The organism is Phyllobacterium zundukense (assembly GCF_002764115.1).
Classification (GTDB): Bacteria; Pseudomonadota; Alphaproteobacteria; order Rhizobiales; family Rhizobiaceae; genus Phyllobacterium; species Phyllobacterium zundukense.
In genome coordinates this window covers 16088-40747 of sequence record NZ_CP017940.1, presented here as the reverse complement: position 1 = coordinate 40747, position 24660 = coordinate 16088, and the positions used below count along the sequence as shown (strand labels likewise).

Here is a 24660-nt window from a genome sequence, read left to right as displayed (position 1 = left end):
GTAAGTCACCAGCTACGGCGCGGTCCGGTATCGATATGGTAGTAACCTGCCGGATAACGCTTCAGCCCACCGACTTCCTTGGTGGAAGAAAGGTAGTTGATCAGGCCGGATGCGCCGCCATGCACACGGAAATCAACCGCCTGGCAGCTGAGGTGATAGGACTGGTCGCGTCCGCCAACACTGCGGTTGCGTGATCTCGAGCGAACCGTCGAATTCACGGTAATCGGTCCGTATTTCGCCGAAACGCGATTGAGCACATTCTTCAACTGTTCGGGAATACATTTCGACGGAGCCTTGTAGTCGATATAGGCCTTGCCGCGCGGCATGGCCGCAAGCACCAAGGGGCTGATCTTGTCGAAAACGGAATCGTTCAGGAGATGCGCGTGTTCCTCATCGAAGAGATGGGCGCCGACGCGCTCCTGCGGGTTGGAAGGCTCGGGCAAAGTCCCGGCGTCCGCTGGGATGGCCAGGGCAACAACGAACAGGGCAAACGATAAGAATTTCGCGCGGGACGCAACGCTGCGCAAGGGTTGAATTGTCATTCTTCGATCCTTGGTGTGGCGCAGACTTTTTATGATGTGCGGCGCGCCTTATGTGTCCTCCCAAGTCAAGGCAGCGACCGTTGATGCTGAAATGTGTTCAAAATGGACCAGGTTCCATGACAAAATGTAACGGTATATTACAACGCCCGGTTGTGGCGTGCGACCGAACGCCGTTGGCAGCAACGCATTTGAGATATTTACGCATTGATTTGCATGGTGATAATGAGTGCTATTCGCCTCCCGTCCGGGAGGCATCCGGGTGGAGGCCCGTCATCTCAGATTCTGGAGGAAATTGATGTCCGAGAAGGTTTATCCCGTGCTGGCAAGCGCGAAGAAAAACGCGCTCATCGACAATGATACCTATCTCAACTGGTACAAGCAGAGCATCAAGGACCCGGAAAAATTCTGGGCCAAGCACGGGAAACGCATCGACTGGTTCAAGCCCTACACCAAGGTCAAGAACACTTCGTTCGAAGGCAAGGTTGCGATCAAGTGGTTCGAGGATGGTGTCACCAACGTCTCCTACAACTGCATCGACCGCCATCTGAAGAAGCGCGGCGATCAGGTCGCCATCATCTGGGAAGGCGACAATCCCTATCTCGACAAGAAGATTACCTATAACGAGCTGTACGATCAGGTCTGCCGTCTTGCCAACGTGCTGAAGAAGCACGGCGTCAAGAAGGGCGACCGCGTCACCATCTACATGCCGATGATCCCGGAAGCCTCCTATGCGATGCTCGCCTGCACGCGTATCGGCGCTGTCCATTCTGTCGTCTTCGGCGGCTTTTCGCCGGACGCCCTCGCGGGACGTATCGTCGATTGCGAATCTACTTTCGTCATCACCTCGGACGAGGGTATGCGCGGCGGCAAGCCTATCCCGCTGAAGGACAATACGGACAAGGCGATCGATATTGCCGCCAAGCACCATGTGATGGTGAAGAACGTCCTTGTCGTGCGCCGTACCGGCGGCAAGACCGGCTGGGCGCCGAACCGCGATCTCTGGTACCATGAGGAAACGCTGAGCGTTAAGCCGGAATGCAAGCCCGAAAAGATGAAGGCGGAGGATCCGCTGTTCATCCTTTACACGTCAGGCTCCACCGGCAAGCCTAAGGGCGTACTCCACACGACCGGCGGCTATCTGGTCTACGCCTCGATGACGCATCAATATGTCTTCGATTACCACGATGGTGATATCTACTGGTGCACGGCCGACGTCGGCTGGGTTACCGGTCACTCGTATATCGTCTATGGCCCGCTGGCCAACGGTGCCACCACGCTGATGTTCGAGGGCGTGCCCAACTACCCATCGGTTTCCCGCTTCTGGGAAGTCATCGACAAGCACAAGGTCAATATCTTCTACACCGCACCAACGGCTATCCGCGCCTTGATGAGTGCCGGCGACGAGCCGGTCAAGAAGACTTCGCGCAAGTCGCTGCGTATCCTCGGTTCCGTCGGCGAGCCGATCAATCCGGAAGCCTGGGAATGGTATTACCAGGTGGTCGGCGACAAGCGCTCCCCCATCGTCGATACGTGGTGGCAGACGGAAACCGGCGGCATCCTCATTACACCGTTGCCCGGCGCGACCGCGCTGAAGCCCGGCTCAGCCACGCGGCCCTTCTTTGGCGTTCAGCCGCAGCTCGTCGACAATGAAGGCGATGTTCTGGAAGGCGCTGCCGACGGCAATCTCTGCATCGTCGATTCCTGGCCCGGCCAGATGCGCACGGTCTATGGCGACCATAAGCGCTTCATCGAGACATATTTCTCCACCTACAAGGGCAAATACTTCACCGGCGATGGCTGCCGCCGCGACAAGGACGGCTACTATTGGATCACCGGCCGCGTGGATGACGTGCTCAATGTCTCAGGCCACCGCATGGGCACGGCGGAAGTGGAATCGGCACTCGTCTCGCATGATACCGTCTCCGAAGCCGCCGTCGTCGGCTATCCGCACGATCTCAAGGGGCAGGGCATCTATTGCTATGTCACGCTCATGGCCGGAATCGAAGGCAGCGACGAATTGCGCAAGGACCTCGTTGCCCATGTTCGCAAGGAAATCGGCCCCATCGCCTCGCCCGACAAGATCCAGTTCTCGCCTGGCCTGCCCAAGACGCGTTCGGGCAAGATCATGCGCCGTATCCTGCGCAAGATCGCCGAGGATGACTTCGGTGCGCTCGGCGATACCTCGACCCTTGCCGATCCGGCAGTCGTCGACGATCTGATCGCCAACCGGCAGAACAGGAAGGGTTAGGCTCCTTTTACCCTCCCCCTTTTGGGGAGGGAGGCTGCGTAGCAGCAGGGAGGGGTCTTTTTACTGAACGCATTCTTGCACGGATTGCGGATTTCAAGGGATACCCCTCCCGGACCCGGTCCGACACTCTCATCTATAAAGATCAGCTCTCGTCTGTGGCACGGCCGACAGCCCGCGCTTGCGTCGTGAAGCCAGCGTCTGGTTGATCTGCACCGTGCCCCGCTCGAACGCCAGCGCGCAGCCTGTGAGATAGAGCAGCCAGAGCCGCGCCTTCGGGGCGCCCACTTCCGCGATCGCCTCGTCAAACCGCGCATGCAGCCGATCGGCCCAGATGCGGCAGGTCTTGCCGTAGTGCTCGCGCAGGTTTTCGACATCGTGCACCTCGAAACCATAGCCTTCGAGATTCTCGACAGTCATGCCAAGGTGATCCAGTTCGCCGCCCGGGAAAATATACTTCACCAGTGCCAGATGCTCGGCACTCTTGCGGCCGAAAGTCTTCTTGTTGCGCTTCATCCGCCGCGTGATTGCATGGTGCAGATAAAGCCCACCCGGCTTGAGCAGCCGGTGCACGCTGGAGTAATACGTATCGTAATGCGCAATGCCGACCGCCTCGAACATGCCGATTGACGAAATCTTGTCGAACTGGCCTTCCAGATGTTCATAGGATTTGACGTGGATGGTGATCTTGTCTTCCAGACCTTCCGCCTTGATCCGCTCGCGCGCCAAGGCGGTCTGCGCTTCCGAGAGTGAAACGCCCGTGCCGGTCACACCATAATGCTTCGCCGCGTAGATCAGCATGGCGCCCCAGCCGCAACCGATGTCCAGCAGCCGGTCGCCTGGCTGCAGGCGCAACTTGCGGCAGATCAGCTCCAGCTTGTCGGCCTGCGCCTGATCGATCGTGTTGGCCCAGTCGGTGAAATAGGCGCAGGTATAGACCATGCGCTCATCGAGGAAGAGCTGGTAGAAGGCGTTCGACACATCGTAATGATGGGTAATGGCCTCCTTGTTCGAACCGCTGACAAACGGATTCTTGCCGCCGAGACCGGAATTACCGGCCTTGCCTGATCCAAGCAGCAGCGAAGGCACATCTTTGAGCAATTGCCATTTCGGCAGGCTCTTCAGTTTCTGTTTGAATTTGCCCTTGGGTCCGCGCTCGACCAGATCGAACAGCGTGCCGTTCTTCACGTCGATCTGTCCGGAGACCCACAATTCAACGATCGAGCCGATATTCGGCTTCAAGGCAATCTGGCGCACCGCCATCGGATCATTGATGGCGAGGATGGGACCGTCCGTTTCGCCAATGCGCGTACCATCCCATAATTCGACGGCAAATTGCGGCTCGAGTACGTCGATTACCGTGCGGATGATCCGCGCCGCTCCACTTTTCGCGGTCGAGTCTTCAGCTGCCATCTTTTGTCCCCAAACACTGCGTGTCACGTAATTCACGAAAAATCATTTGCTTGGCTTATGGCTGCAACCGGCCATTTGCAAGCTGTCTGAATCATGGGCCAAATTTTTCTCTTGAAACGCAACGAAAGACATCCCATTCTTATTTTGTGTTCAACGAATGAAAAGGAGGTGATCCGATGTCTCGTGATTTCGCAAACTGCCACAAGGCGTCTGATGCTTTCCATCGGGGATCGTCTCTCCGTTGAATAAGCACCCTGGCCAAGTCCAGGGAAGAAGGCCAAACGACAGCTTTGTGCCAGACGGAATTGCGGGGCCACCCTTAGGGGTGGCCCTTTCCGTTTACGTGGCAAAAATCGGCAACCGACAGCTTTGCTCTTCGTCAAATTGATGATACCAAGAATTTGCCTGAAAACGGTGCATTCTGCCTTAATCGTAGGCATTTTCCTCTGAAAGACCAAACAAATGTCGGTTGCTATAGCCCAAAACGCTGCGTCAAGGCGTGCATGGCGTGATGAAATCGTCGCGATGCTCTCCTTGAGCTGGCCGATGATTCTCACCAATCTTGCGCAAACGGCGATGACGGCAACCGACGTCATGATGATGGGCTGGGTCGGCGCCGATACGCTTGCCGCGGGCGCGCTCGGAACCAATCTCTATTACGTACCGATGATTTTCGGTCTCGGCTTGATGCTGGCGACATCGCCTATGATGGCGCGCGAACTCGGCCGTAACAAATTCACGGTTCGCGAAATCCGCCGCACCGTCCGTCAGGGACTGTGGATTGCCGTTACCATCTCCATCCCGATCTGGCTCGCATTGTGGAACACCACGCCGATCCTCATCGCCATGGGCCAGGACGCGAGCCTTGCTGCGGAAGCCGGCAACTATGTACGCGCGCTGCAATGGGCGGTTCTGCCCTTCTACGGCTATATCGTCCTGCGCTCCTTCATTGCTGCGCTGGAGCGTCCCGGTTGGGCGCTTGTCATCGCCCTCATTTCGGTTGGTTTCAATGCTCTTGCCAACTGGCTTCTGATCTTCGGACATTTTGGTTTTCCGAAGCTTGGCATCGTTGGCTCCGGCATTGCAACGTCGCTGTCTTCGGTCATGATGTTTGCTGGCCTCGTGATTGTCATCAGTCTCGACAAACAATTCCGGCGTTATCGCCTGTTCGGGCGGTTCTGGCGTGCCGACTGGCCGCGCTTCGGCGAGCTGTTTCGCCTGGGCCTGCCCATCGCCGCCATCCTGAGCTTTGAGGTGACCATTTTTAACGCCGCGGCTTTCCTGATGGGGCTGATCGGCGCCGACTCGCTCGCCGCCCACGCCATCGCAATACAGATCGCGTCGATCGCCTTCATGGTGCCGATGGGCTTCGGCCAGGCCGCAACGGTCCGCATCGGCCGCGCCTATGGTGCGCAGGATCGCGAAGGCATCAAGCGTGCTGGCTGGGTTGCCTTCGCCGCCGGCACGGGTTTCATGGTGGTGACGGCACTGCTGATGCTGCTGGCGCCACATCAACTGATCAGCGCCTTCATCGACGTCAATGATCCCGCGAATGCCAGCGTGATTTCGCTTGCCGTATCGTTCCTGGCCTTCGCCGCGCTATTCCAGATTTTCGATGGTGGCCAGGCAGTTGCGAGCGGCATGTTGCGCGGCTTGCACGACACAACCATTCCGATGATCTATGCAGCCATCGCCTATTGGGGCGTCGGCTTGCCGCTCTCGGTTGGTTTTGGTTTCTGGCTGGGCATGGAAGGTGCAGGAATCTGGCTTGGGTTGCTGTGCGGCCTCGCCACTGCCGCCGTTCTGTTGATCAGCCGCTGGCTGCGGCGGGAAAATCTCGGCATCGAGATCATCAGAGTTTAGATCAAGGCGCCAAGAGACCTTTCGAGAATTCAGCCTGACGAGGTAGCTGGTGTGATTCTCGAGACCCGGAGCGCAGTGGACGTTCTTGTCCATGAGCACCGGAAGCGCAGAAAATCTCATCAGATGCCCGTCAGGGTGGATAAATCGAAAAGTCTCAGAAGTCGATGGTCCGGCCCTTGATCTCCCAATCGCCAAAGCGTGCCGGATCCTTGCCGCCGCGACCGCCGATCTCGCGCGGCTGATCGGCCTCATCCTTTTCCGCCTTGCGCCGCGTTTCTGCCTCTTTCAAAGCCCGCTGTGCTGCTGGTGGCAGCTGGTCGAACGTTGGGTGCGGTCGGTTGTCATCATTATCGGCATGCGGCGTCACCGATGTCTGCTCGTCATTCATTGTCGGTCATACCCATCATTGAAGCTTGCTGTATAAAACACCATCATATAGCGGAACATGTTCAATATAGGGAATGACCTTGCGACCACAACGGTTCTCAATAGAAGGAATGAAGCCATGAACGTGATGCGCACTGGAATGCTGCTTGCCTTCATGACCGCCCTTTTCATGGGCGTCGGTTTTCTCATTGGTGGAACGGGCGGCATGATGATCGCCCTCGTGATAGCCGCAGGGATGAATCTTTTCAGTTATTGGAATTCCGACAAGATGGTGCTGAACATGCATCACGCAGTCGAAGTCGACGAGCAAAACGCGCCGGAATATTACGGCATCGTCCGGGATCTAGCGGCAAGAGCCGGGTTGCCCATGCCTAAAGTCTATCTGATTCAAAACGACCAGCCCAATGCTTTCGCCACCGGCCGCAACCCGCAGAACGCCGCTGTCGCTGCCAGTACGGGCCTGTTGCAGCGCCTCTCGCCCCAGGAAGTTGCCGCCGTCATGGCCCACGAACTAGCCCACGTCGAAAACCGCGACACGCTCACGATGACCATTACTGCGACCCTCGCCGGCGCCATTTCCATGCTCGGAAACTTCGCCATGTTCTTTGGTGGCAATCGCGAGAACAACAATCCGCTCGGCTTCATCGGCGTTCTCGTCGCCATGATCGTCGCACCCTTTGCTGCCATGATCGTGCAGATGGCGATCAGCCGCACGCGTGAGTATGCCGCGGACCGGCGCGGCGCCGAGATTTGCGGTAATCCGCTCTGGCTGGCTTCTGCACTGGACAAGATCGCTCGCGGCGCCAAACAGATCGTCAATGAGGATGCCGAACGCAACCCTGCATCCGCGCCGCTTTTCATTATCAATCCACTTAGCGGACGGGGCGCCGACAATCTGTTTTCGACCCACCCGAGCACGGACAACCGCATCGCGGCGCTTGAGGCCATGGTCGAGGAGTTTCGCCAGATGCCAGACACGCCAAGGCCCGCGCGTGCCGCGGAAGCGCCGCTCGATGATGAACCGCGCGAAGACAGACCTTCTCCCTGGGGACGTGACGGCGCCAGCCGCAAAGGCCCATGGGCATGAGCGTGGAGCATGGCACCAAGCGACCTTTCGGCAAGAAGCAGAAACCGGCCAATTATATCGATGCGGAAGACCGCCCCGGCCTTGCCGCTAGGCAGGTCGCAACGCGCCTCCTCGGCGCGGTCATCGAGAAGCACACCTCGCTCGATGGCCTGACCGACAATAGCAATGGCCATCCGCAATATATGGCGCTCGACGACCGTGACCGGTCGCTGGTGCGCGCAATCCTTGGCGCTGCCTTGCGCAATCGCGGCACGATAGAAGCGGCTATCGGTCGGTTGATCGACCGGCCCTTGCCGGATAATGCTGTCGCCCTGCGTCACCTTCTGCATGTCGCTGCTGCACAGATTCTCTATCTCGACCTGCCTGACCGTGCTGCCGTCGATCTTGCGGTGACTGCCGCCAACAATGATCCGCGCAACCGCCGCTTTGCCTCCATGGTCAATGCTGTCCTGCGGCGATTGTCGCGCGAGAAGGAAACCTTCGTGGCTGGGAGCCTTGAAGCAGCCAGCAATGTCCCGGCCTGGTTTGAGAAAAGCCTCATGGCTGCCTATGGCAAGGACAGAGCCAGGGCCATTCTTGACATCCAGAGCAAGGAGCCGCCGATCGATCTGACGGTGAAGGGCGACCCGCAGGAATGGGCGGAGCGGCTTGGCGGCATTGCGCTGCCGACAGGTTCAGTACGCCTTGCGACTGTCGACGGAGCACTGACCTCTCTTCCCGGGTTTGCCGAGGGCGAGTGGTGGGTACAAGATGCGGCCGCGAGCCTGCCGGCAAAGCTTTTCGGCGACATCAATGGCAAGCGTGTCGCTGATCTCTGCGCCGCGCCAGGCGGGAAGACGGCACAGCTGGCACTTGCAGGCGCCAAGGTGACCGCGCTCGATCTTTCGGCCAATCGGTTGAAGCGGCTGCGCTCCAATCTGGAACGCCTGCAGCTTTCCGCCGAGACGGTCGAGGCCAACCTCTCCACCTATCAGCCTTCCGAACTTTTTGACGCGATCCTGCTCGACGCGCCTTGCTCGTCGACGGGCACAGTGCGCCGTCACCCCGACGTGCCATGGACAAAGACGCCCGAGGATATAAGCAAGCTGGCGCAGCTTCAGGCAAAACTTCTTGACCATGCAGTTACGATCGTTCGCCCCGGCGGCATTGTCGTCTTTTCCAATTGCTCGCTCGACCCGCTCGAAGGCGAGAAAGTGGCCGATGACCTCCTCGCCAAGAATCCGGCAATCGAACTCGTGCCGGTAACCCGGGATGAAGTTGGCGGTCTCTCCGAACTCATCACCAAGGAAGGTTTTGTGCGCTCGACGCCAGCCGATCTTCCCCACAAAAGTCCGGCACTTTCGGGCATGGACGGGTTCTTCGCGGCACGCTTCAAACGGAAATACTAAAATTTTAACCGTTTTGGTTGCATAGTCCCCCTTTGTCGACGACGATTCGAAGCAATAACAACATGGTCGCGCTCAGCGAAACACCGCAATTGTGGGGACTTGCGACAGCGCAGTTATGGCGCCGTTTCCGCAGGCGTGTGCGCATGGGCCCGCTTTATCGCTGGCGTTTCACCGGTTTCACGCCGGAACGTGTTCTGATTGCCCCACAGGACCTGCGTCCAGCCGATCCCCAGCTTGCGGAGGAGTTTTATCACGGCCGCTTCGCCCTTGCCGGCAGGGTCGTGGAAACCGGCGGGCGCTCGCCATTCCTGGTCGAACCACCTAACGCTGCCTGGCAGGCTGCCCTGCACAATTTCGGCTGGCTCCGCAACCTGCGCGCCGCAGGTACCGAACTTGCCACCGCCAATGCCCGGGCACTGCTCGGTGACTGGATCACCACCCATGGCCGCTCGATTGGCGGCCCCGCCTGGGCACCCGAAGTCACGGCCCAGCGCATCATCGCCTGGCTGCAGCATTCCAGCCTCATTCTCGCTGGGGCTGATCTGCGCGCTTACCGCCAGTTCATGCGCTCCCTCGCCATGCAGGTGCGCTATCTGCGCACCATGGCCGCCGTCATGGATGACGGCGAAGAAAAACTGCGCGCGCGCGTCGCCCTCGCCCTTGCCGCACTGGCCCTGCCGGTTGCCTCCAGCACAAGCCGTTCCGCCCGGCGCAATCTCGAGTTCGAGCTTGTCCGCCAGATCCTGCCGGATGGTGGTCACATCTCGCGCAACCCGCTGACCGTCCTCGAATTGCTGGCGGATCTCCTGCCTCTTCGCCAGACCTATGCGAGCGGTCAGGAAGCACCGCCGAAGGCGCTCATCGAAGCGATCGAGCGCATGCTGCCCGCCCTGCGCTTCTTCCGCCATCACGATGGTAGCCTTGCCTTGTTCAATGGCGTCGGCGCCACCATGCCGGAACGGGTCATCGCCGTGCTACGCCACGACGATATTGGCGGACTGCCGCTCACCCACGCCCCTCATTCCGGCTATGAGCGCCTGTCGATGGATTCCACCACTATCATCGCTGATACCGGACTTGCGCCGCCGGTGACCGCGTCGCGCGACGCCCATGCCGGCTGCCTTTCGTTCGAAATGTCATCCGGGCGCAATCGTTACATCGTCAATGCCGGCGTCGACCGCTATGGCCCGCCGGAATTCCGGCCGCTGGCACGCTCGACCGCCGCCCATTCCACCGCCACGATCAACGATACCTCGTCCTGCCGGTTCAGCACCACATCCGGCCTGTCGACCATGATCGGGACGCCGATCATTGCCGGTCCGACCAAGGTCAATATCGAGCGGATCGAACGCGAAGGCGCCATTGGTTTCGTCGCCAATCACAATGGCTATGTCCGGCCCTTCGGCATCTATCACGAGCGCCAGATCGTTTTGTCGCACAATGGCAGCGTGATCGAAGGCATAGACAGTTTCTTTGCAGCGGGCCGCAATCCATTGCGCGATACCGGCGCCGAAGACGTAGTCATCCGTTTCCACCTGCACCCCTCGGTCACGATCACCGTCGATGAAAACGGCCTGATCATCCTGCAGGCGGAGAATGACGATATCTGGATGTTCTCGGCGACAGTGCAGCCCTTCATCGAGGATTCGCTGTTCTTTGCCGGCTTCCGCGGCCCGGTCAAAACCCGGCAGATCACCCTTTCGCTCAATGCCGCCCAGCGCCCGGAGGTCGAGTGGCAGTTTACCCGTACAACGCTGGGGGTTTACGGGTAACTCTCGGCCGCCCGCTTGCCGGCAAACGGGCGATATCTGGTTTTCAGCCTCCCGTGATCACTGATCGGACGCCCATCCCACATAGCTCGTGATATACGGACGTGTCTAGCGAGCGTGGTCTGTAGAGAAAAACGTCGCGATCTGAGAGAATCTGCGATCGCAAGTAGGATTCCTTGGCCGGCTGTGCTAACCGGCTGGCAAATCCGCTCAACCTTCCATACTGCTGAGGACGAACTCCCATGGCCGTCGCCGCAAAATCATTTCCCGCTCCGAACCTCCATCCGGTCAAACGGGCGCTTCTTTCCGTTTCGGACAAGTCGGGCCTGACTGGCCTTGCGCATGCGCTGCACCGGCACGGCATTGAAATCCTCTCCACCGGCGGCACGTCCAAGACGATCGCTGCCGAGGGCATTCCGGTGCGCGACGTCTCCGATATCACCGGCTTTCCGGAGATCATGGATGGCCGCGTCAAAACCCTGCATCCGAAGGTGCATGGCGGCTTGCTCGCTGTCCGCGACGATCCAGAGCACACGGCAGCAATGAAGACCCATGACATCGGCGCCATCGATCTCGTCGTTATCAATCTTTATCCCTTCGAAGAGATTCGCCATTCCGGCGCTGACTACGCCAATATCGTCGAGAATATCGACATTGGCGGTCCGGCCATGATCCGCGCCGCGGCCAAGAACCATGCCTATGTCGGCGTCGTCACCGATACCGGCGACTATGACATGGTCATCGCCATGCTGGACAAGCACGAGGGTTCGCTGCCTTATTCCTTCCGCCAGAACCTCGCCGCCAAGGCCTATGCCCGCACCGCCACCTATGACGCGGCCATTTCCGGCTGGTTCGCCGAAGCCCTGATGACCGAGACCCCGTCCCGCCGCGCCATTGGTGGTCATCTCCATTCGGTCATGCGCTATGGCGAGAACCCGCACCAGTCCGCCGGCTTTTATCTGACGGGCGAGAAACGCCCCGGTGTTGCCACTGCCACCCAGTTGCAAGGCAAACAGCTTTCCTACAACAACATCAACGATACCGACGCCGCCTTTGAGCTCGTTGCCGAGTTCGATCCCGCCCGCACGTCCGCCGTCGCCATCATCAAGCATGCCAATCCGTGCGGTGTCGCCGAAGGCGCGACACTGAAGGAGGCCTATTTGAAGGCGCTCGCCTGCGATCCGGTTTCGGCCTTTGGTGGCATTGTCGCGCTCAACAAGACCCTCGATGCGGAAGCCGCCGAGGAAATCGTCAAGACCTTCACCGAAGTCATCATCGCGCCGGACGCCACGCCGGACGCGCAAGGGATTGTCGCGGCGAAGAAGAACCTGCGCCTGCTCGTCACCGGCGGCCTGCCTGATCCCCGCGCCTCCGGCATCAGTGCCAAGACCGTTGCCGGCGGCATCCTCGTCCAGTCGCGCGATAGCGGCGTTGTCGATGATCTCGAGCTGAAGGTCGTCACCAAGCGCGCACCGACGGATGCGGAAATGTCCGACCTCAAGCTCGCCTTCCGCATCGCCAAGCATGTGAAGTCCAATGCCATCGTCTATGTCAAGGACGGTGCCGCTGTCGGCATCGGCGCCGGGCAGATGAGCCGGGTCGACAGTGCCCGCATTGCCGCACGCAAGGCCGAAGACGCCGCGGAGGCTGCAGGGCACTCGACACCTCTAACGAAGGGTTCGGTCGTCGCTTCCGACGCGTTCTTTCCGTTCGCCGATGGGTTGCTGTCAGCCGTCGCAGCAGGCGCAACGGCTGTGATCCAGCCGGGCGGCTCCATGCGCGATGACGAGGTGATTGCCGCTGCCGACGAGCACGGCATTGCCATGGTCTTCACCGGCATGCGCCATTTCAGGCACTGATTCGCACAGGATTTGCGGCCGGATAGGGCGTCCTCGCAAGGATTGCCAGTCCGGCCAACAGGAAGAGGATGATCACCGCCATGCCAAGGCGCGGTGAGTCGCTTAGTGCCGTCACCGTTGCCACCAGGAAGGGCGCGAGGAAGCTCGTCGCCCTTCCCGACAGCGCATAGATCCCGAAATAGCGCCCTGCCTCGTCCTCTGAAATGCTGCGCGCCATGTATGAACGAGACGAAGCCTGCACCGGGCCGAAGGCGACGCCAATCAACAGGCCGAAACCGATATAGGCCTTCTCCGCCGGCGTTCCGAACAGGCCGCCGCTATCGGCACCCGGCAACTGTACGAGGCCGAACAGCGTATAGCCCGGGCCGGTCGAGACGATGCCAATTGTCGCGATTGTCAGCAGCACCAGCGAAATCACCACGACGACCTTTGATCCGAGCATCGTGTCCAGCTTGCTGGCAGCAAGGCAGCCGAAGATGGCGACCACATTCAGGATGATGCCGAAAATACCGATCTCTGCCGTTGCCCAGCCGAACATTGTCGCGGCAAAGGCGCCGCCGAGCGCGATCAGCGCATTCACCCCGTCCTGATAGACCATGCGCCCGACGAGGAAGCGAAAGATACCGGGTCGTCGCCGCACTTCGCCGATGGTGGATCGAAGTTGCGCCAAACCCACACCAACTGCCGTACCGACTGGCAGTCCCTTCGCACCATCCGGCGTGAAAAAGAACATCGGCAGGATGAACATGAAATACCACAGCGCCGACAAGGGCGCCGTCGCGCGATCACCTTCGCCGAGAGCAGGATCGAGCCCGAAAATCGGGCTCAATCCCAGCATGGTCTTGCCTGTCGCAGGCGAGCCGGCCATGAAGGCCACGACGAAGATCAGCACGATCATGCCGCCGAGATAGCCGAGACCCCAGGCCATGTTGGAAATGCGGCCGATATCCTTTGGCGCAACCAGCCGCGGCATCATCGAATCGTTGAAGACGATGGAGAACTCCGCAGCGATCGAGGCCAGCGAAAAGAACACCAGCGGCATGATCAGACCGGAGCCGGGCGCTGCAAACCACAGCATGGTCAGCGACAGGATTTTGATGATGGCGAAGAAGCCGATCCAGGGTTTGCGCCGTCCGGTCTGGTCGGCAATCGAGCCGAGCACTGGCGAGAGCACTGCGATAAACAGGCCGGAAACGGCGATGCCATAGCCCCAGGCCGCCTGACCCATAGCCGGATCGCTGGCCATGCGTGAGACGAAATATGGCCCGAAGATGAAGGTGGTGACAACGGTAAAGAACGGCTGCGCCGCCCAGTCGAAGAGCATCCAACCCCAGATGCCCCGTCTCGACGCAGCAGCCATTCCCTATCCCTTACCAATCGTGCCCAACCCGTCTACGACAGATCGGAAAGCAATCCGGCAGCGACAGCAAGCCTGGAAACGGTCAGATCGCCCGTTTCCACAATATTCGCCATACGCTGCCGCACCTCGTCGACGCGTGCACCCTGACCTGAGAGCCAGTCCTTTGCCGGATCGGTCTGCTTGCCATATTTGCTGAGCGCTGCCACGGCAATGCCCCGCCGTGCCTGCGAGATCAGATCGGTGGCCCGCGCCAGCGCCAGCCCGTCATAATAATCGGCGACGGAGACACCCCGCGCCGCGTCCTCGATACGGCCGATACGGAAAGCTTCGGAAATATCGAAATAGGCCTTGCCGGCACTGGCAATGTCGATATTGGCCTGCTGCGCCACCGCTGCGATGTCAGGGATGATCGGCGCGATTTCGAGACGAGCCAGTTGCGCCGCAAGCGCCGCAGGCGCGCCAAGAGCGGCGTTGCTGGCCGTATCCTCACGGATCAGCGCAGTCATCGACAGCGGCAACAGCTTGTCGAGACGCGGCTGCAGCGCACTGCGTGCTTGCCTGATCTCCTGGACCGCCGCCTTCAGCCCGGCCGCTTTTGTCCCGTTGCGCAGAACCCAGGCGGTTGTCCAGTTCAGCATCCGCGCCACCTTGGCGTAGAAACCGTTCTGGGTTTCCCCTGGTATCGCGTTGTCCAGCGCGTCGATCTCGGCGAACACCTTGTCCAGTTCGAAGCCATCCCGCACGATCAGATAGGCGCGGACGATTTCCGGACCGGGCTGACCTGTCAGGTCCGCAAGGCGGCTGACGAAGGTCGGGCCGCCACGGTTGATCACGTCATTGGCCAGTTGCGTCGCGATGATTTCCCGGCGCAGGCGATGCGTGCGGATTTCCTCACTGAAGCCCGCCTTCATCTGGCTGGGGAAATAGTCGATGAGTTCCTGTTCGAGATAAGGATCATCCGGTAGATCGCTCGCCAATAGCTGGTCGGAAAGCACGATTTTGGCATAGGCCAGAAGCACGCCGAGTTCGGCACGAGTCAACGGAATGCCGTCAACCTGCCGCTCCGCCAGCACCTTGTCATCGGGCAGCGTTTCGACCTTGCGGTTCAGGAGTTTCTTGGTCTCCAGGTCACTGATGAAACGTGCCTGATAGGCAAGGTCGGCTAGGCCGCGCCGCTGTGCCAGCGACAGGGCAAGCGTCTGCAGATAATTGTTGCGCAGCACCAGATCGCCAACCTCCTCGGTCATCGATTCCAGCACCTTGTCGCGCTTGTCGCGTTGCAGCTTGCCCGTGCGCATGGCCTGTGACAGCGCGATCTTGATATTGACCTCGACGTCGGACGTATTGACGCCGGCGGAGTTGTCGATCGCGTCGGAGTTGCAGCGTCCGCCGAGCAGGCCGAACTCGATACGGGCCTTCTGCGTCACGCCGAGATTGGCGCCTTCGCCGATGACCTTTGCCCGTACATCGCTGCCGGTGATACGGATGGAATCATTGGCGCGGTCGCCCACTTCCGCATCGCTTTCAAGCGACGAGCGGACATAGGTACCGATACCGCCGAACCACAAAAGATCCACCGGCGCTTTCAGGATCGCCGTCATGATCTCGAACGGCGTTGCCGTGGTCTTGGTAAGGCCGATGACCTTCGCCGCCTCTTTCGACAGCGTTATCGACTTTTGCGAGCGTGAGAACACCCCGCCACCCGCTGAAATCTTTGTCTTGTCATAGTCCTGCCAGCTGGAGCGCGGCAGGTTGAACAGCCGTTGGCGTTCCTTCAGGCTTGCCTTCACATTCGGCTCAGGATCGATGAAGATATCGCGGTGATCGAAGGCTGCGACCAGCTTTGTTTGGGGCGACAAGAGCATGCCGTTGCCGAAGACGTCGCCCGACATGTCACCGACGCCAACGACGGTAAATGGTGTCGTCTGGATGTCCGTGCCGATCTCGCGGAAGTGGCGCTTGACCGCTTCCCAGGCGCCACGTGCTGTAATGCCCATCTTCTTGTGGTCATAACCGGCGGAACCGCCGGAAGCGAAAGCATCGTCGAGCCAGAAATCATGCGCCTGGCTGATGGCATTCGCCGTATCGGAGAATGTCGCGGTGCCCTTGTCGGCAGCAACGACAAAGTAAGGATCGTCACCGTCGAGCCGGACAAGATTGGCGGGCGGCAAGACCGTTTCGCCCTGCAGATTGTCGGTCACCGACAGCAGTGTCGCGATGAAGGTAATATAGGCGGCGCGGCCGGCTTCGAAGATTGCATTGCGATCGCTGCCAGTCGGCAGGCGCTTTGGAAAGAAGCCGCCTTTGGCGCCAACGGGAACGATGACGGCATTCTTCACCTGTTGTGCCTTGACGAGTCCCAGCACTTCCGTGCGGTAATCCTGGGCACGGTCTGACCATCGCAAGCCGCCGCGGGCAACCGGTCCGAAGCGCAGGTGCACGCCCTCGACCTCTGGCCCATAGACGAAGATTTCGCGATAGGGGCGTGGTTCTGGCAGAGCGTCCAATGCTCGTGGATCGAGCTTGAATGCCAGGGTCACGCGCTCGCTCCCGTCCTCTTCTGGCGAAAAGGCGTTTGTACGCAGCGTAGACTCGATGAGATTGAGGAAGCGGCGCAGGATACGGTCGTCATCGAGACTGGGGACGCCCTGAAGAGCCTCTTCGATAGCCGCCCTGATCGCAGTCTGCTTGCGCTGCGACTGGACCAGATTGGCCTTGGCGGGGTGAAGTCCCTGTTCGAACAGGTTGAATATCTGTTTGGCGATCGCAGGATAGCGGTTAAGCGTTGCCGCAATGAAATCCTGCGAATAGGGAATGCCTGCCTGCTGCAGATAGCGGCCATAGGCACGCAGGATGATAATCTGCCGCGCCGTCAGTTGCCCGGTGAGCGCGAGCGCATTGTATCCATCATTGTCCGACGCACCGCTCCAGATATTGCGGAACACATCTTCGAACAGATCGCCATTGTCGGCGAGATCAATCGGTGAACCCGAGGCGCTGACAAGCTCCATGTCATGCACATAAAGCGGACTGCCATCGGCAGCGGGCAGCGCGAAGGTCTGCTCGCTGATGACGCGGAAACCCATATTCTCCAGGAGGGGTACGCGGTGTGACAGGGCGACGGCGGAACCGTAATGATAGATCTTCAGGGAAGCGGCATTCGGCCCGTCGGTCCGGTGCCGGTAGAAATCGACGAAAAGCGGATTGTTGCGCGAAAGACCGGCAATCCGGCTCGCATCGACCAGCGCTTCATCCGGCGAAAAATTCTCACGATAGGAGTCCGGGAAGGCTGCGGCCAGCGGCGTGAACTCCGAGGTTCCGGTGCGGTCGCCGACTTCAGCCACCGCGTCTTCCCAGGTCCGGACAATCGAGCGAACGGTTTCTTCCAGCGCCTCACGCTTGACCTTGGGGAACTCATCCTCGGCATGACCGATGATAAAATGGACGCGGGCAAGATTGCCCTCTGGAAATGCCGGGTAATAAGCCGAGACATGACCCTCGTAGACGCCGGCAAAATACGCGCCAATCTTTTCGCGCACGACAGAATCGTAGCGTTCGCGGGGAACGAAAACGATAATGGAGGCGAAGCGGCCGAACGGATCGATACGTGGCAGAACGCGCACGCGTGGCCGCTCACCAAGGGCGAGAATGGCTTCGGCATAGCGGGTCAGCGTCTTGACATCGATCTGGAAAAGATCGTCACGCGGATAGCTCTCGAGCACCTTGATCAATTGCTTGCCCGAATGATCTTCCCGGTTGAAGCCAAGCCTGCTGATCACGGCTTCGGTTTTCGATCGAAGGTACGGGATCTTAAGTACCGAACGTGTGTAGGCGCCGGAGGTGAACAGTCCAACGAACCGCAATTCCCCCGTGACCTTGCCCTCCGGATCGAACGTCTTCACGCCGATGTAATCCATATAACCGCGACGGTGTACCAGCGATTTCGTATTGGCCTTCGTGACGATCAGCGGTTCAGGACCGGTCAGAAAGGCGATGATCTGCGGTGTTGTCGTTACGCCCTGGTTGCCACGCTTGAGTACCCGCACATCGGGATCGCTCAAGATGCCAAGACCCCGCTTGCCCGACCGCTCCAACTCACCCTGACTGCCGACACCCTGATAGTCGTATTCACGAACGCCCAGAAAGGTGAAATTGTTGTCGCGCAACCACTCGAGGAATTCTACGGCTTCTGCTGCTGCAGCGCTTTTCATCGGCGTTTTGCCAGTTCTGTAAGCCTCTATCGCGTCACTCAGGCGCGCCACCATGGCCGCGCGGTCATTGACAGCTTCGCGCACCTGTTTGAGCACATTGGTCAGCGAGGCAAACATGATCTCGCGTGAAGGTCCATCAAGTGCCGGAACATGGATCTGCATCACCGAGACGCGGGCCACGTTCTCCCCCGGCTTTTCAGGACCGGCGCCTCCGATAACGATGCCACTCTTCCTGTCCACATCCATGACCGGATGCAGCACCAGGTAAATCGAACTCACGCGTTCACTAATTTCACCCAGGACCGAATCCAGCAGGAATGGCATGTTGTCGTTGATCAGCGTGACGACCGTAATAGGCCTGCCATCGCGATAGACCAAATTGCTTTCGGAAAGATCGATTAATGGTTTGCCGGATTTGAAACGGGTCAGAGCATCTTGTGCAAGCTTGGCCGAAGCGCCCAGCGCGCCCGCATCATAAACGGCAAGGTCTTCTTCAGGCGCCCGGGCAAACAGCAGTTCCTGGAAGAGGCCCGTCCCGGCTTTTTTCTCTTTTGCAGCTTTCGGCGGTTTTGACTTCGTGACGGCTTTTACGTCCGGTTTTGTCTTGGAAGCCATTAAATATTCCCCCTCGGTTCCCTAATTGGACCGATCATAGCCATTCGGAAGGCATTTTCGACTACAAACTGCACGTTCGGGGTGAAAATCATGTGACACGCAATAAACTTACAATTCCACCAGGTGATCATCCAGTTCATTGATGTCATCGGGCCCAACCGGGAAATGTTCTTCCAGCAGCAAACCGGCCTTTTCGATTGCTTGGAGGAACCCGGCGGTCAAATCATCCCGACTGGCATGATCGGTCAGAATCGCAACAATATTGTTCCATTCATCCTGATGGACTTTGGCATTGATGCCGGCATCCGCAACGACCTCGGCATAGCGTTCCGCCAGCGAGACGAACAGCAGTATGCCGGTACGCTGGGTGGTGAGGTGAACGTTACGCGCCAGGAATTGCTGTATCGCATTGAGATGCGCGCGCCGGTAGAGAATGCGCTTGGGAACCAGCCATAATGTGATGCCTGGCGCCAGCCACAAAAGCAGCACGGCAGTCAGGAACGCGGCGAGGATCGCCAGACCGAAGACCGGCAGCGGGATGGTGTACCAGTACCAGTGCGCCGCCACCGCGACGAATACGGCGGCAAGCAGGATGCCGCAGGCGACAGTAAAGCCGGCAACGTAGAAATAGCTGTCGCTGCGCCGCGCCAGCACCGCATAGATTTCACCGCTGGTACGGCTTTCCGCATCGCGGATCGCTTCGGCAATACTTGCGTGGTCAGCTTCGTTCATGAGTCTCATGGTCTACCAGCTCCCCGATGCACCGCCGCCACCGGACGAACCGCCGCCGCCTGAAAAGCCACCTCCGCCACCCCCCGATGACCAACCACCTCCGCCTGAGGTCCAGCCCCCACCACCAGACCATCCGCCACCGGAACGGCGCCTTGGACGGTTGTCGATGTGCATCCCCAGCCATTCATATTGGCCAGGGCCAATCTTGCGGCCGAAGACCGGTGCCAGGACCGCCATGGCAAAACCACCGAAGAAGATCGTGACCCAGATCGCGATGAAGATCACCACGAACCAGTCGACGTCGGAGGATTCTTCCTGGACGTTCCGCTTGGCCCGTGCCTCGAGTTCGGCAGCGTCTCCGGAAAGTACGGTCAGGATTCCGTCGACACCTTTCGAGATGCCCCCGGAATAGTCGCCCGAACGGAAACCCGGAATGATGGCGTTTTCGATGATCAGCTTCGACAACAGATCGGTCAGCGTGCCTTCAAGGCCGTAGCCAACCTCGATGCGTACCTTGCGGTCATTCGGTGCGACGACCAGCAATACACCATTGTTTTCCTGTTTCTGTCCAAGGGCCCAGGAACGGTAGAGCCGGTTGGCGAACGGTTCTATTTCCTCGCCATCCAGGCTCGGCACCGTCACCACCACCACCTGATCGGAGGACTTCGCCTCGAAGGCCGCTAGCTTCTGGCTGATCTGCTCCCGGGTTGCTGCATCGATGACATTGGCGCCGTCCACCACACGTCCCGTCAGAGGGGGCAGTTCGGCAGGGAAAGCGCCCGCGACCAGCAGGAAGAGAAGCACGGGAATCAGCAACAGGCGACCGGCAATCCATCTGGCCGATCGCCCGCAAACGGTCATGACCGCAATTTGACCCGGTATGGGCATCTCGAAAGCCTAGAACTTGACTTGAGGCGTCTGCTTGGCTGAATCGTCGATGCTGAAGGTCTGGTAAGGCTCGTTTCCGGTGAACCAGATCCACTTCCAGATCATGGTCGGCATTGTCCTGAGCGAGGTGTTGTAGACCCGTACGGCCTCGATATAATCGCGGCGGGACACTGCGATGCGATTTTCCGTCCCCTCCAGCTGCGATTGCAACGCGAGGAAGTTTTGGTTCGACTTGAGATCCGGATAGTTTTCGACCACGGCCAGTAACCGCGACAGCGCGCCGGTAAGATTGGCCTGATTATCCTGAAACACTTTCATTGCATTGGGATCGGTCAGTGTTTCCGGCGTCACCTGCACGGATGTTGCCTTCGCACGTGCCTCGACCACGGCCGTAAGCACGTCCTTTTCCTGCGCCGCATAACCCTTGACGGTCTCGACGAGGTTTGGAATGAGATCGGCGCGGCGCTGGTACTGGTTCAGCACTTCGCTCCAGGCAGCCTTGGCCCGTTCTTCATTGGTCGGAATCGTGTTGAACCCGCAGGCGGAAAGCAGCGGCACAAGGAGTGCGAGAGCAAGAACGGAAAGCACGCGGCGCGGCGCCGCCAATGAAGTCACGTATTGCATCGGAATCCTCTCCCCAATGTCAGATTCAGCGGCCGGACGGCCTTGTCGAACGAAGCAGTACGAACCTAGCGATTTTTTTCTGCAAAAGGAACTGGCAAAGCGCTATGGTGATTTGCTTTGCAATCACATGGAATTGTCATGCCTGAACAGGACAACAAGCCCAAGCCCGATACGGAATCCAGACGCATTCTGGACCGCGTCAACCATGAATCCGCAACCGGGGGCCTGTCCGTCGTAGAGCGCGCCAAAGGCCATTTTTCTGCCGAGGACGCCGATGCTGCCGATCCAATCGAAATCTGGGGCACGCGGATCGGCCGGTTTCTGGGATTGCTTGTGCTGATCGCCATGTTTATCTGGTTCCTGAGTTCCTTTTTCGGCATGGTTTAAGCTCCTCTCCCCCTCCTGCACGAGTATTTCCAATGACCAGTCCCGCTGCTGTCTCCTCCAATGCCGTCATCGTCATTTCCAGCCACGTTGTCCGCGGCTCGGTTGGCAATCGTGCCGCTGTCTTTGCGCTTGAAACGCTCGGCCACCCGGTCTGGGCTGTGCCGACGGTCATTCTTCCCTGGCATCCAGGTCATGGTCCAGCCAAGCGTATCGTTCCGGAGGTGCAACAATTCGACGATCTGATCGCTGACCTCGAGCGTGCGCCATGGCTCGGCGAAGTCAGCGGCATCATGAGCGGCTATCTCGGAAATGCAGCACAGGCCGCCGCTGTTGCGCGTCTAGTCAAGACGGTGAAGGCCCGCAACAGGCAAGTACTTTATCTCTGCGATCCGGTCATTGGCGACGAAAAGGGCCTCTACGTTCCCGAAGCGACAGCGATCGGCATTCGCGATCAGCTGATGCCACTCGCCGACATCGCGACGCCGAACCGCTTCGAACTTGCGTGGCTGACTGGTGCAGACTTGCCCGACAACAAGGCAATCATGCAGGCAGCCTTGCATGCGGGACCGGGCACCATGCTTGTCACGTCCGCACATCCGATGCTTGCGGGCGGTACGGGCAATCTCCTCGTCACCCACTCGCTGGCTCTTCTCGCCGAACACCGCCTCGTTACAGGCCCAACCAATGGGCTTGGTGACCTTACCTCCGCATTGTTCCTTGCCCGCATGCTGGCTGGCCTCGATCTTGAACAGGTCCTGCAGCGGACTACCGCATCCGTCTTCGAGATTATGGCGCGCTCCGCCAAGCGCGGCGCCGACGAACTGATGCTCGAAGCCGACGCATCCAGCCTTTCGACGCCAATGGCAATGACGCAGATGCGCCGCCTGGTTCATCCAAGCAAGGGCGTGCGGGCCTGAGACACTAGAACCTGGTGCGGCTAATTGATCTTCTGCTAAATCGGTATTAAGCAAAAGCCATGACCCTGCTTCCTGAGAAACTCCTCACCGGCTATCGCAATTTCATGGCGCATCGCTACGCCAATGAGACGATGCGCTACAAGCAGCTCGCCGATCAGGGCCAGACGCCGGAAACACTGGTCGTTGCCTGTTGCGATTCCCGCTCTGCACCTGAAATCATATTCGATACGGCTCCGGGCGAAATCTTCGTTGTCCGCAACGTGGCCAATCTCGTGCCTCCCTATGCGCCCGATGGCGAATATCACGCGACATCCGCCGCGCTCGAATTTGCGGTGCAGAGTCTCAAGGTCAAGAATATCGTCGTCCTCGGACATGGTCGCTGCGGTGGCATCAAGGCAGCCCTCGACACCGAAAGCCAGCCGCTCTCGCCCGGCGATTTCATCGGCAAGTGGATGAGCCTCGTCGGACCTGCGGCGGAGGCTGTTTCCGCAAACGCGCTGATGACCCCTTTCGAGCGTCAGACGGCACTTGAGCGAATTTCCATCCGCTATTCTCTGAACAACCTGCGCAGTTTCCCCTGCATCGATATTCTTGAGAAGAAGGGACGCCTCAGCCTGCATGGCGCCTGGTTCGACATTTCCACCGGCGAACTCTGGATCATGAACCCTGAAACCGGTGACTTCCTTCGCCCCGACCCTGAAGAGGTCGGCGCCGCCACGCTGGAATAGAGGATATTGGAATGGCGCGGTTGATATTCACGATCGCTGTCATTCTCGCCTTGATCCACCCTGCCCTGGCGGCGGATACGCCGGAAACCCTTGTCGAGCGCTGGTATTCGGGGTTAGCGACCGCTGACCGCGCCACATTCGACGGCCTTCTTGCCGATGACGCGAAAATCATTCTCGAAGATATCGACGCGATCCAGACCAAGGAAGAATTCCTCGATAGTCTGGACGAATGGAAGAATGCAGTGCGCAGCGCCACGGTCCGCCATCGTATCGCGAGTGCGGAAACCGATACGATTACCGTTTTCGTTTGCTACCAGTTTCCCAGCAACACCACCTACACGCGCGAAATTTTCAACTTTCGCAGTGGCAAGATCATTGAAAGCGCCCAGAGCTCTGTCGGAGAAGCCTGCGAAGGCTTTTGACAAGCGAAAGGGCCGGCGCGATGCACCGGCCCTTCGGCATTCATGAACAAACTTGATTATTCGCCGTCAATCCTCGCGCCGATGATGGCAATGGCCTGCTGATAGACACTGGCGGCGTTCCAACCCTGGATAGCGCCGTAATTGGGCTGCCCTGGCTGGTACCCTGCACCCGCCTGCCAGCCATGGCCCCGCAGGAAGTTTGCCGTCGATGCGAGGGCATCGGCTTTGGAACGGACCATATCGATACGGCCGTTGCCATCGCCGTCCGCACCATAGCGCAGGACATTGAGGGGAAGGAACTGCGTCTGGCCGATTTCACCGTGCATGGCGCCTATGGCATTGGGAGCGAGCGTGCCATTGTCGATCAGCTTCAGTGCGGCGTTCAGCTGGTCACGAAAATACTCGGGACGGCGGCAGTCATACGCAAGGGTCGTAACCGCTGAAAGCGTGTGCTGGTTGCCCATAAAGCTGCCGAAGCCGGTTTCCATGCCCCAGATCGCGATCAGTGGACCGGCGGGAACGCCGTAGCGCTTTTCGATGTTGGCAAACAACGCGGCATTCTGTGCCTTTTGCGCCTTGCCCCGCGAAATGATGGTCTGACCACCACGCACCTGCATGAACTTGTCGAGCGAATACTTGAAGCTCTTCTGGTTGCGGTCGGCATTGATGGTCTTCGTCGCGTAGTTCACTGTGTCGAGGGCATTGATACCCCGGCTGCCAACACCCTGTGCCTGGGCCTCTTGCTTATATTGTTCGACCCATGTCGAAAATCCCGCAGAATTGTTGCCACATCCGGCTGCGGCTTGCGCCGCGCCTGCCGTTACAATAAGCGCTGTCGCTACAGCCGCAAAAAACCTGCCTTTGGCAGCAAATGCCATGGATATCTCCTTAAAAGTTGAGTCGCTCGTGCTTCTATTGCCACTTTTCTGCAACCCTGTCATCTGTCAGAACTGCTGATCTATTGGGCAAAAGCCGCCTCCTTCTCGTAAGTTTGAGGCCATTTCATGAATTTTGGTATGAAAATTCTCGCTCGAACACATCAGGTCTTATGGCTAAGGCACTGAGCAAGAATACAATCTCTAGTTGAGTATCGATCTATAGTAGCGTTATTTTGGTGTCGTAGCCTTAGACTTATTGATTAGAGAAGTTGCGTCACCTTCCCACTAGAGGATCCGATTGATTCCATTAGGCTCGATTCATATTTTTGTATATACAATAATTAT

The 24660-nt window shown here is 59.0% G+C and carries 19 protein-coding genes; 10 read left to right on the top strand and 9 right to left on the bottom strand.

What is annotated here, in order from left to right; all coding sequences use genetic code 11:
* Window positions 1-5 precede the first annotated feature (5 nt).
* A complete protein-coding gene (locus BLM14_RS00175; protein WP_099997561.1) occupies window positions 6-542 on the bottom strand; it encodes a YcbK family protein in 537 nt (178 codons plus the stop codon).
* A 295-nt stretch (window positions 543-837) separates the two neighbouring features.
* On the opposite strand from BLM14_RS00175, the gene acs reads away from it, so the two are divergent.
* Window positions 838-2790: an acetate--CoA ligase gene (acs, locus tag BLM14_RS00170; protein WP_099997560.1), complete on the top strand. Its 1953-nt coding sequence runs from the start codon at window positions 838-840 to the stop codon at window positions 2788-2790.
* A 129-nt stretch (window positions 2791-2919) separates the two neighbouring features.
* Here acs and BLM14_RS00165 read toward each other — a convergent pair whose 3' ends face one another.
* On the bottom strand, window positions 2920-4200 hold the full coding sequence (locus tag BLM14_RS00165; RefSeq protein WP_099997559.1) for an SAM-dependent methyltransferase: 1281 nt from the start codon (window positions 4198-4200) through the stop codon (window positions 2920-2922).
* A gap of 462 nt (window positions 4201-4662) precedes the next feature.
* Here BLM14_RS00165 and BLM14_RS00160 point away from each other — a divergent pair, with 462 nt between their 5' ends.
* Entirely contained in the window at window positions 4663-6063 is a 1401-nt protein-coding gene (locus BLM14_RS00160; protein WP_237143420.1) for an MATE family efflux transporter, read from the top strand.
* A gap of 154 nt (window positions 6064-6217) precedes the next feature.
* Here BLM14_RS00160 and BLM14_RS00155 read toward each other — a convergent pair whose 3' ends face one another.
* Complete coding sequence (locus BLM14_RS00155) at window positions 6218-6451, bottom strand: DUF1674 domain-containing protein (protein ID WP_099997558.1); 234 nt, start codon at window positions 6449-6451, stop codon at window positions 6218-6220.
* Between the two features lie 117 nt (window positions 6452-6568).
* Here BLM14_RS00155 and htpX point away from each other — a divergent pair, with 117 nt between their 5' ends.
* From htpX to purH, 4 genes are all read left to right on the top strand, one after another.
* Complete coding sequence (gene htpX / locus BLM14_RS00150) at window positions 6569-7537, top strand: zinc metalloprotease HtpX (RefSeq protein ID WP_099997557.1); 969 nt, start codon at window positions 6569-6571, stop codon at window positions 7535-7537.
* Window positions 7534-8925, top strand: a complete 1392-nt coding sequence (locus BLM14_RS00145) for an RsmB/NOP family class I SAM-dependent RNA methyltransferase (RefSeq protein WP_100000942.1) — start codon at window positions 7534-7536, stop codon at window positions 8923-8925. The genes htpX and BLM14_RS00145 overlap by 4 nt, the downstream gene beginning before the upstream one ends.
* A 62-nt stretch (window positions 8926-8987) precedes the next feature.
* On the top strand, window positions 8988-10697 hold the full coding sequence (locus tag BLM14_RS00140; protein ID WP_099997556.1) for a heparinase II/III family protein: 1710 nt from the start codon (window positions 8988-8990) through the stop codon (window positions 10695-10697).
* A gap of 239 nt (window positions 10698-10936) precedes the next feature.
* Window positions 10937-12553 carry a bifunctional phosphoribosylaminoimidazolecarboxamide formyltransferase/IMP cyclohydrolase gene (gene purH, locus BLM14_RS00135; protein WP_099997555.1) on the top strand — a complete coding sequence of 539 codons (1617 nt, stop codon included), beginning with the start codon at window positions 10937-10939 and terminating at the stop codon, window positions 12551-12553.
* On the opposite strand, the gene BLM14_RS00130 is transcribed toward purH, so the two are convergent.
* From BLM14_RS00130 to BLM14_RS00110, 5 genes are all read right to left on the bottom strand, one after another.
* Entirely contained in the window at window positions 12543-13913 is a 1371-nt protein-coding gene (locus tag BLM14_RS00130) for an MFS transporter (protein ID WP_099997554.1), read from the bottom strand. The genes purH and BLM14_RS00130 overlap by 11 nt on opposite strands.
* A gap of 32 nt (window positions 13914-13945) precedes the next feature.
* Window positions 13946-18739 carry an NAD-glutamate dehydrogenase gene (locus BLM14_RS00125; protein WP_099997553.1) on the bottom strand — a complete coding sequence of 1598 codons (4794 nt, stop codon included), beginning with the start codon at window positions 18737-18739 and terminating at the stop codon, window positions 13946-13948.
* Window positions 18740-18847: 108 nt separating this feature from the next.
* Complete coding sequence (locus BLM14_RS00120; RefSeq protein WP_099997552.1) at window positions 18848-19480, bottom strand: TPM domain-containing protein; 633 nt, start codon at window positions 19478-19480, stop codon at window positions 18848-18850.
* A 3-nt stretch (window positions 19481-19483) separates the two neighbouring features.
* Window positions 19484-20332: a TPM domain-containing protein gene (locus BLM14_RS00115; RefSeq protein WP_100000941.1), complete on the bottom strand. Its 849-nt coding sequence runs from the start codon at window positions 20330-20332 to the stop codon at window positions 19484-19486.
* A gap of 36 nt (window positions 20333-20368) precedes the next feature.
* Complete coding sequence (locus tag BLM14_RS00110) at window positions 20369-20989, bottom strand: LemA family protein (protein ID WP_418314247.1); 621 nt, start codon at window positions 20987-20989, stop codon at window positions 20369-20371.
* 132 nt (window positions 20990-21121) lie between these two features.
* Between BLM14_RS00110 and BLM14_RS00105 the strand changes: the two genes are divergently transcribed.
* From BLM14_RS00105 to BLM14_RS00090, 4 genes are read left to right on the top strand one after another with little or no spacing between them, the layout of a single operon-like run.
* A complete protein-coding gene (locus BLM14_RS00105; protein WP_099997550.1) occupies window positions 21122-21370 on the top strand; it encodes a hypothetical protein in 249 nt (82 codons plus the stop codon).
* Between the two features lie 32 nt (window positions 21371-21402).
* Window positions 21403-22287, top strand: coding sequence for a pyridoxal kinase PdxY (gene pdxY, locus BLM14_RS00100; RefSeq protein WP_099997549.1), 885 nt, complete (start codon window positions 21403-21405; stop codon window positions 22285-22287).
* Between the two features lie 59 nt (window positions 22288-22346).
* Window positions 22347-23015 (top strand): carbonic anhydrase, encoded by a 669-nt coding sequence (locus tag BLM14_RS00095; protein ID WP_099997548.1) that lies wholly within the window; start codon window positions 22347-22349, stop codon window positions 23013-23015.
* 11 nt (window positions 23016-23026) lie between these two features.
* Window positions 23027-23437, top strand: a complete 411-nt coding sequence (locus BLM14_RS00090; protein WP_099997547.1) for a nuclear transport factor 2-like protein — start codon at window positions 23027-23029, stop codon at window positions 23435-23437.
* A gap of 56 nt (window positions 23438-23493) precedes the next feature.
* On the opposite strand, the gene BLM14_RS00085 is transcribed toward BLM14_RS00090, so the two are convergent.
* On the bottom strand, window positions 23494-24315 hold the full coding sequence (locus tag BLM14_RS00085) for a lytic murein transglycosylase (protein ID WP_099997546.1): 822 nt from the start codon (window positions 24313-24315) through the stop codon (window positions 23494-23496).
* Window positions 24316-24660 lie beyond the last annotated feature (345 nt).

Excerpts from the sequence above, each read along its gene's own strand:
- BLM14_RS00145 (WP_100000942.1), top strand. The coding sequence starts at position 7,534 with ATGAGCGTGGAGCATGGCACCAAGCGACCTTTCGGCAAGAAGCAGAAA.
- BLM14_RS00125 (WP_099997553.1), bottom strand. The coding sequence starts at position 18,739 with ATGGCTTCCAAGACAAAACCGGACGTAAAAGCCGTCACGAAGTCAAAA.
- BLM14_RS00085 (WP_099997546.1), bottom strand. The coding sequence starts at position 24,315 with ATGGCATTTGCTGCCAAAGGCAGGTTTTTTGCGGCTGTAGCGACAGCG.
- BLM14_RS00095 (WP_099997548.1), top strand. The coding sequence starts at position 22,347 with ATGACCCTGCTTCCTGAGAAACTCCTCACCGGCTATCGCAATTTCATG.
- BLM14_RS00160 (WP_237143420.1), top strand. The coding sequence starts at position 4,663 with ATGTCGGTTGCTATAGCCCAAAACGCTGCGTCAAGGCGTGCATGGCGT.
- BLM14_RS00140 (WP_099997556.1), top strand. The coding sequence starts at position 8,988 with ATGGTCGCGCTCAGCGAAACACCGCAATTGTGGGGACTTGCGACAGCG.
- acs (WP_099997560.1), top strand. The coding sequence starts at position 838 with ATGTCCGAGAAGGTTTATCCCGTGCTGGCAAGCGCGAAGAAAAACGCG.
- BLM14_RS00115 (WP_100000941.1), bottom strand. The coding sequence starts at position 20,332 with ATGACCGTTTGCGGGCGATCGGCCAGATGGATTGCCGGTCGCCTGTTG.
- htpX (WP_099997557.1), top strand. The coding sequence starts at position 6,569 with ATGAACGTGATGCGCACTGGAATGCTGCTTGCCTTCATGACCGCCCTT.
- purH (WP_099997555.1), top strand. The coding sequence starts at position 10,937 with ATGGCCGTCGCCGCAAAATCATTTCCCGCTCCGAACCTCCATCCGGTC.
- BLM14_RS00105 (WP_099997550.1), top strand. The coding sequence starts at position 21,122 with ATGCCTGAACAGGACAACAAGCCCAAGCCCGATACGGAATCCAGACGC.
- BLM14_RS00130 (WP_099997554.1), bottom strand. The coding sequence starts at position 13,913 with ATGGCTGCTGCGTCGAGACGGGGCATCTGGGGTTGGATGCTCTTCGAC.
- BLM14_RS00155 (WP_099997558.1), bottom strand. The coding sequence starts at position 6,451 with ATGAATGACGAGCAGACATCGGTGACGCCGCATGCCGATAATGATGAC.
- BLM14_RS00090 (WP_099997547.1), top strand. The coding sequence starts at position 23,027 with ATGGCGCGGTTGATATTCACGATCGCTGTCATTCTCGCCTTGATCCAC.
- BLM14_RS00175 (WP_099997561.1), bottom strand. The coding sequence starts at position 542 with ATGACAATTCAACCCTTGCGCAGCGTTGCGTCCCGCGCGAAATTCTTA.
- BLM14_RS00165 (WP_099997559.1), bottom strand. The coding sequence starts at position 4,200 with ATGGCAGCTGAAGACTCGACCGCGAAAAGTGGAGCGGCGCGGATCATC.
- BLM14_RS00120 (WP_099997552.1), bottom strand. The coding sequence starts at position 19,480 with ATGAGACTCATGAACGAAGCTGACCACGCAAGTATTGCCGAAGCGATC.
- pdxY (WP_099997549.1), top strand. The coding sequence starts at position 21,403 with ATGACCAGTCCCGCTGCTGTCTCCTCCAATGCCGTCATCGTCATTTCC.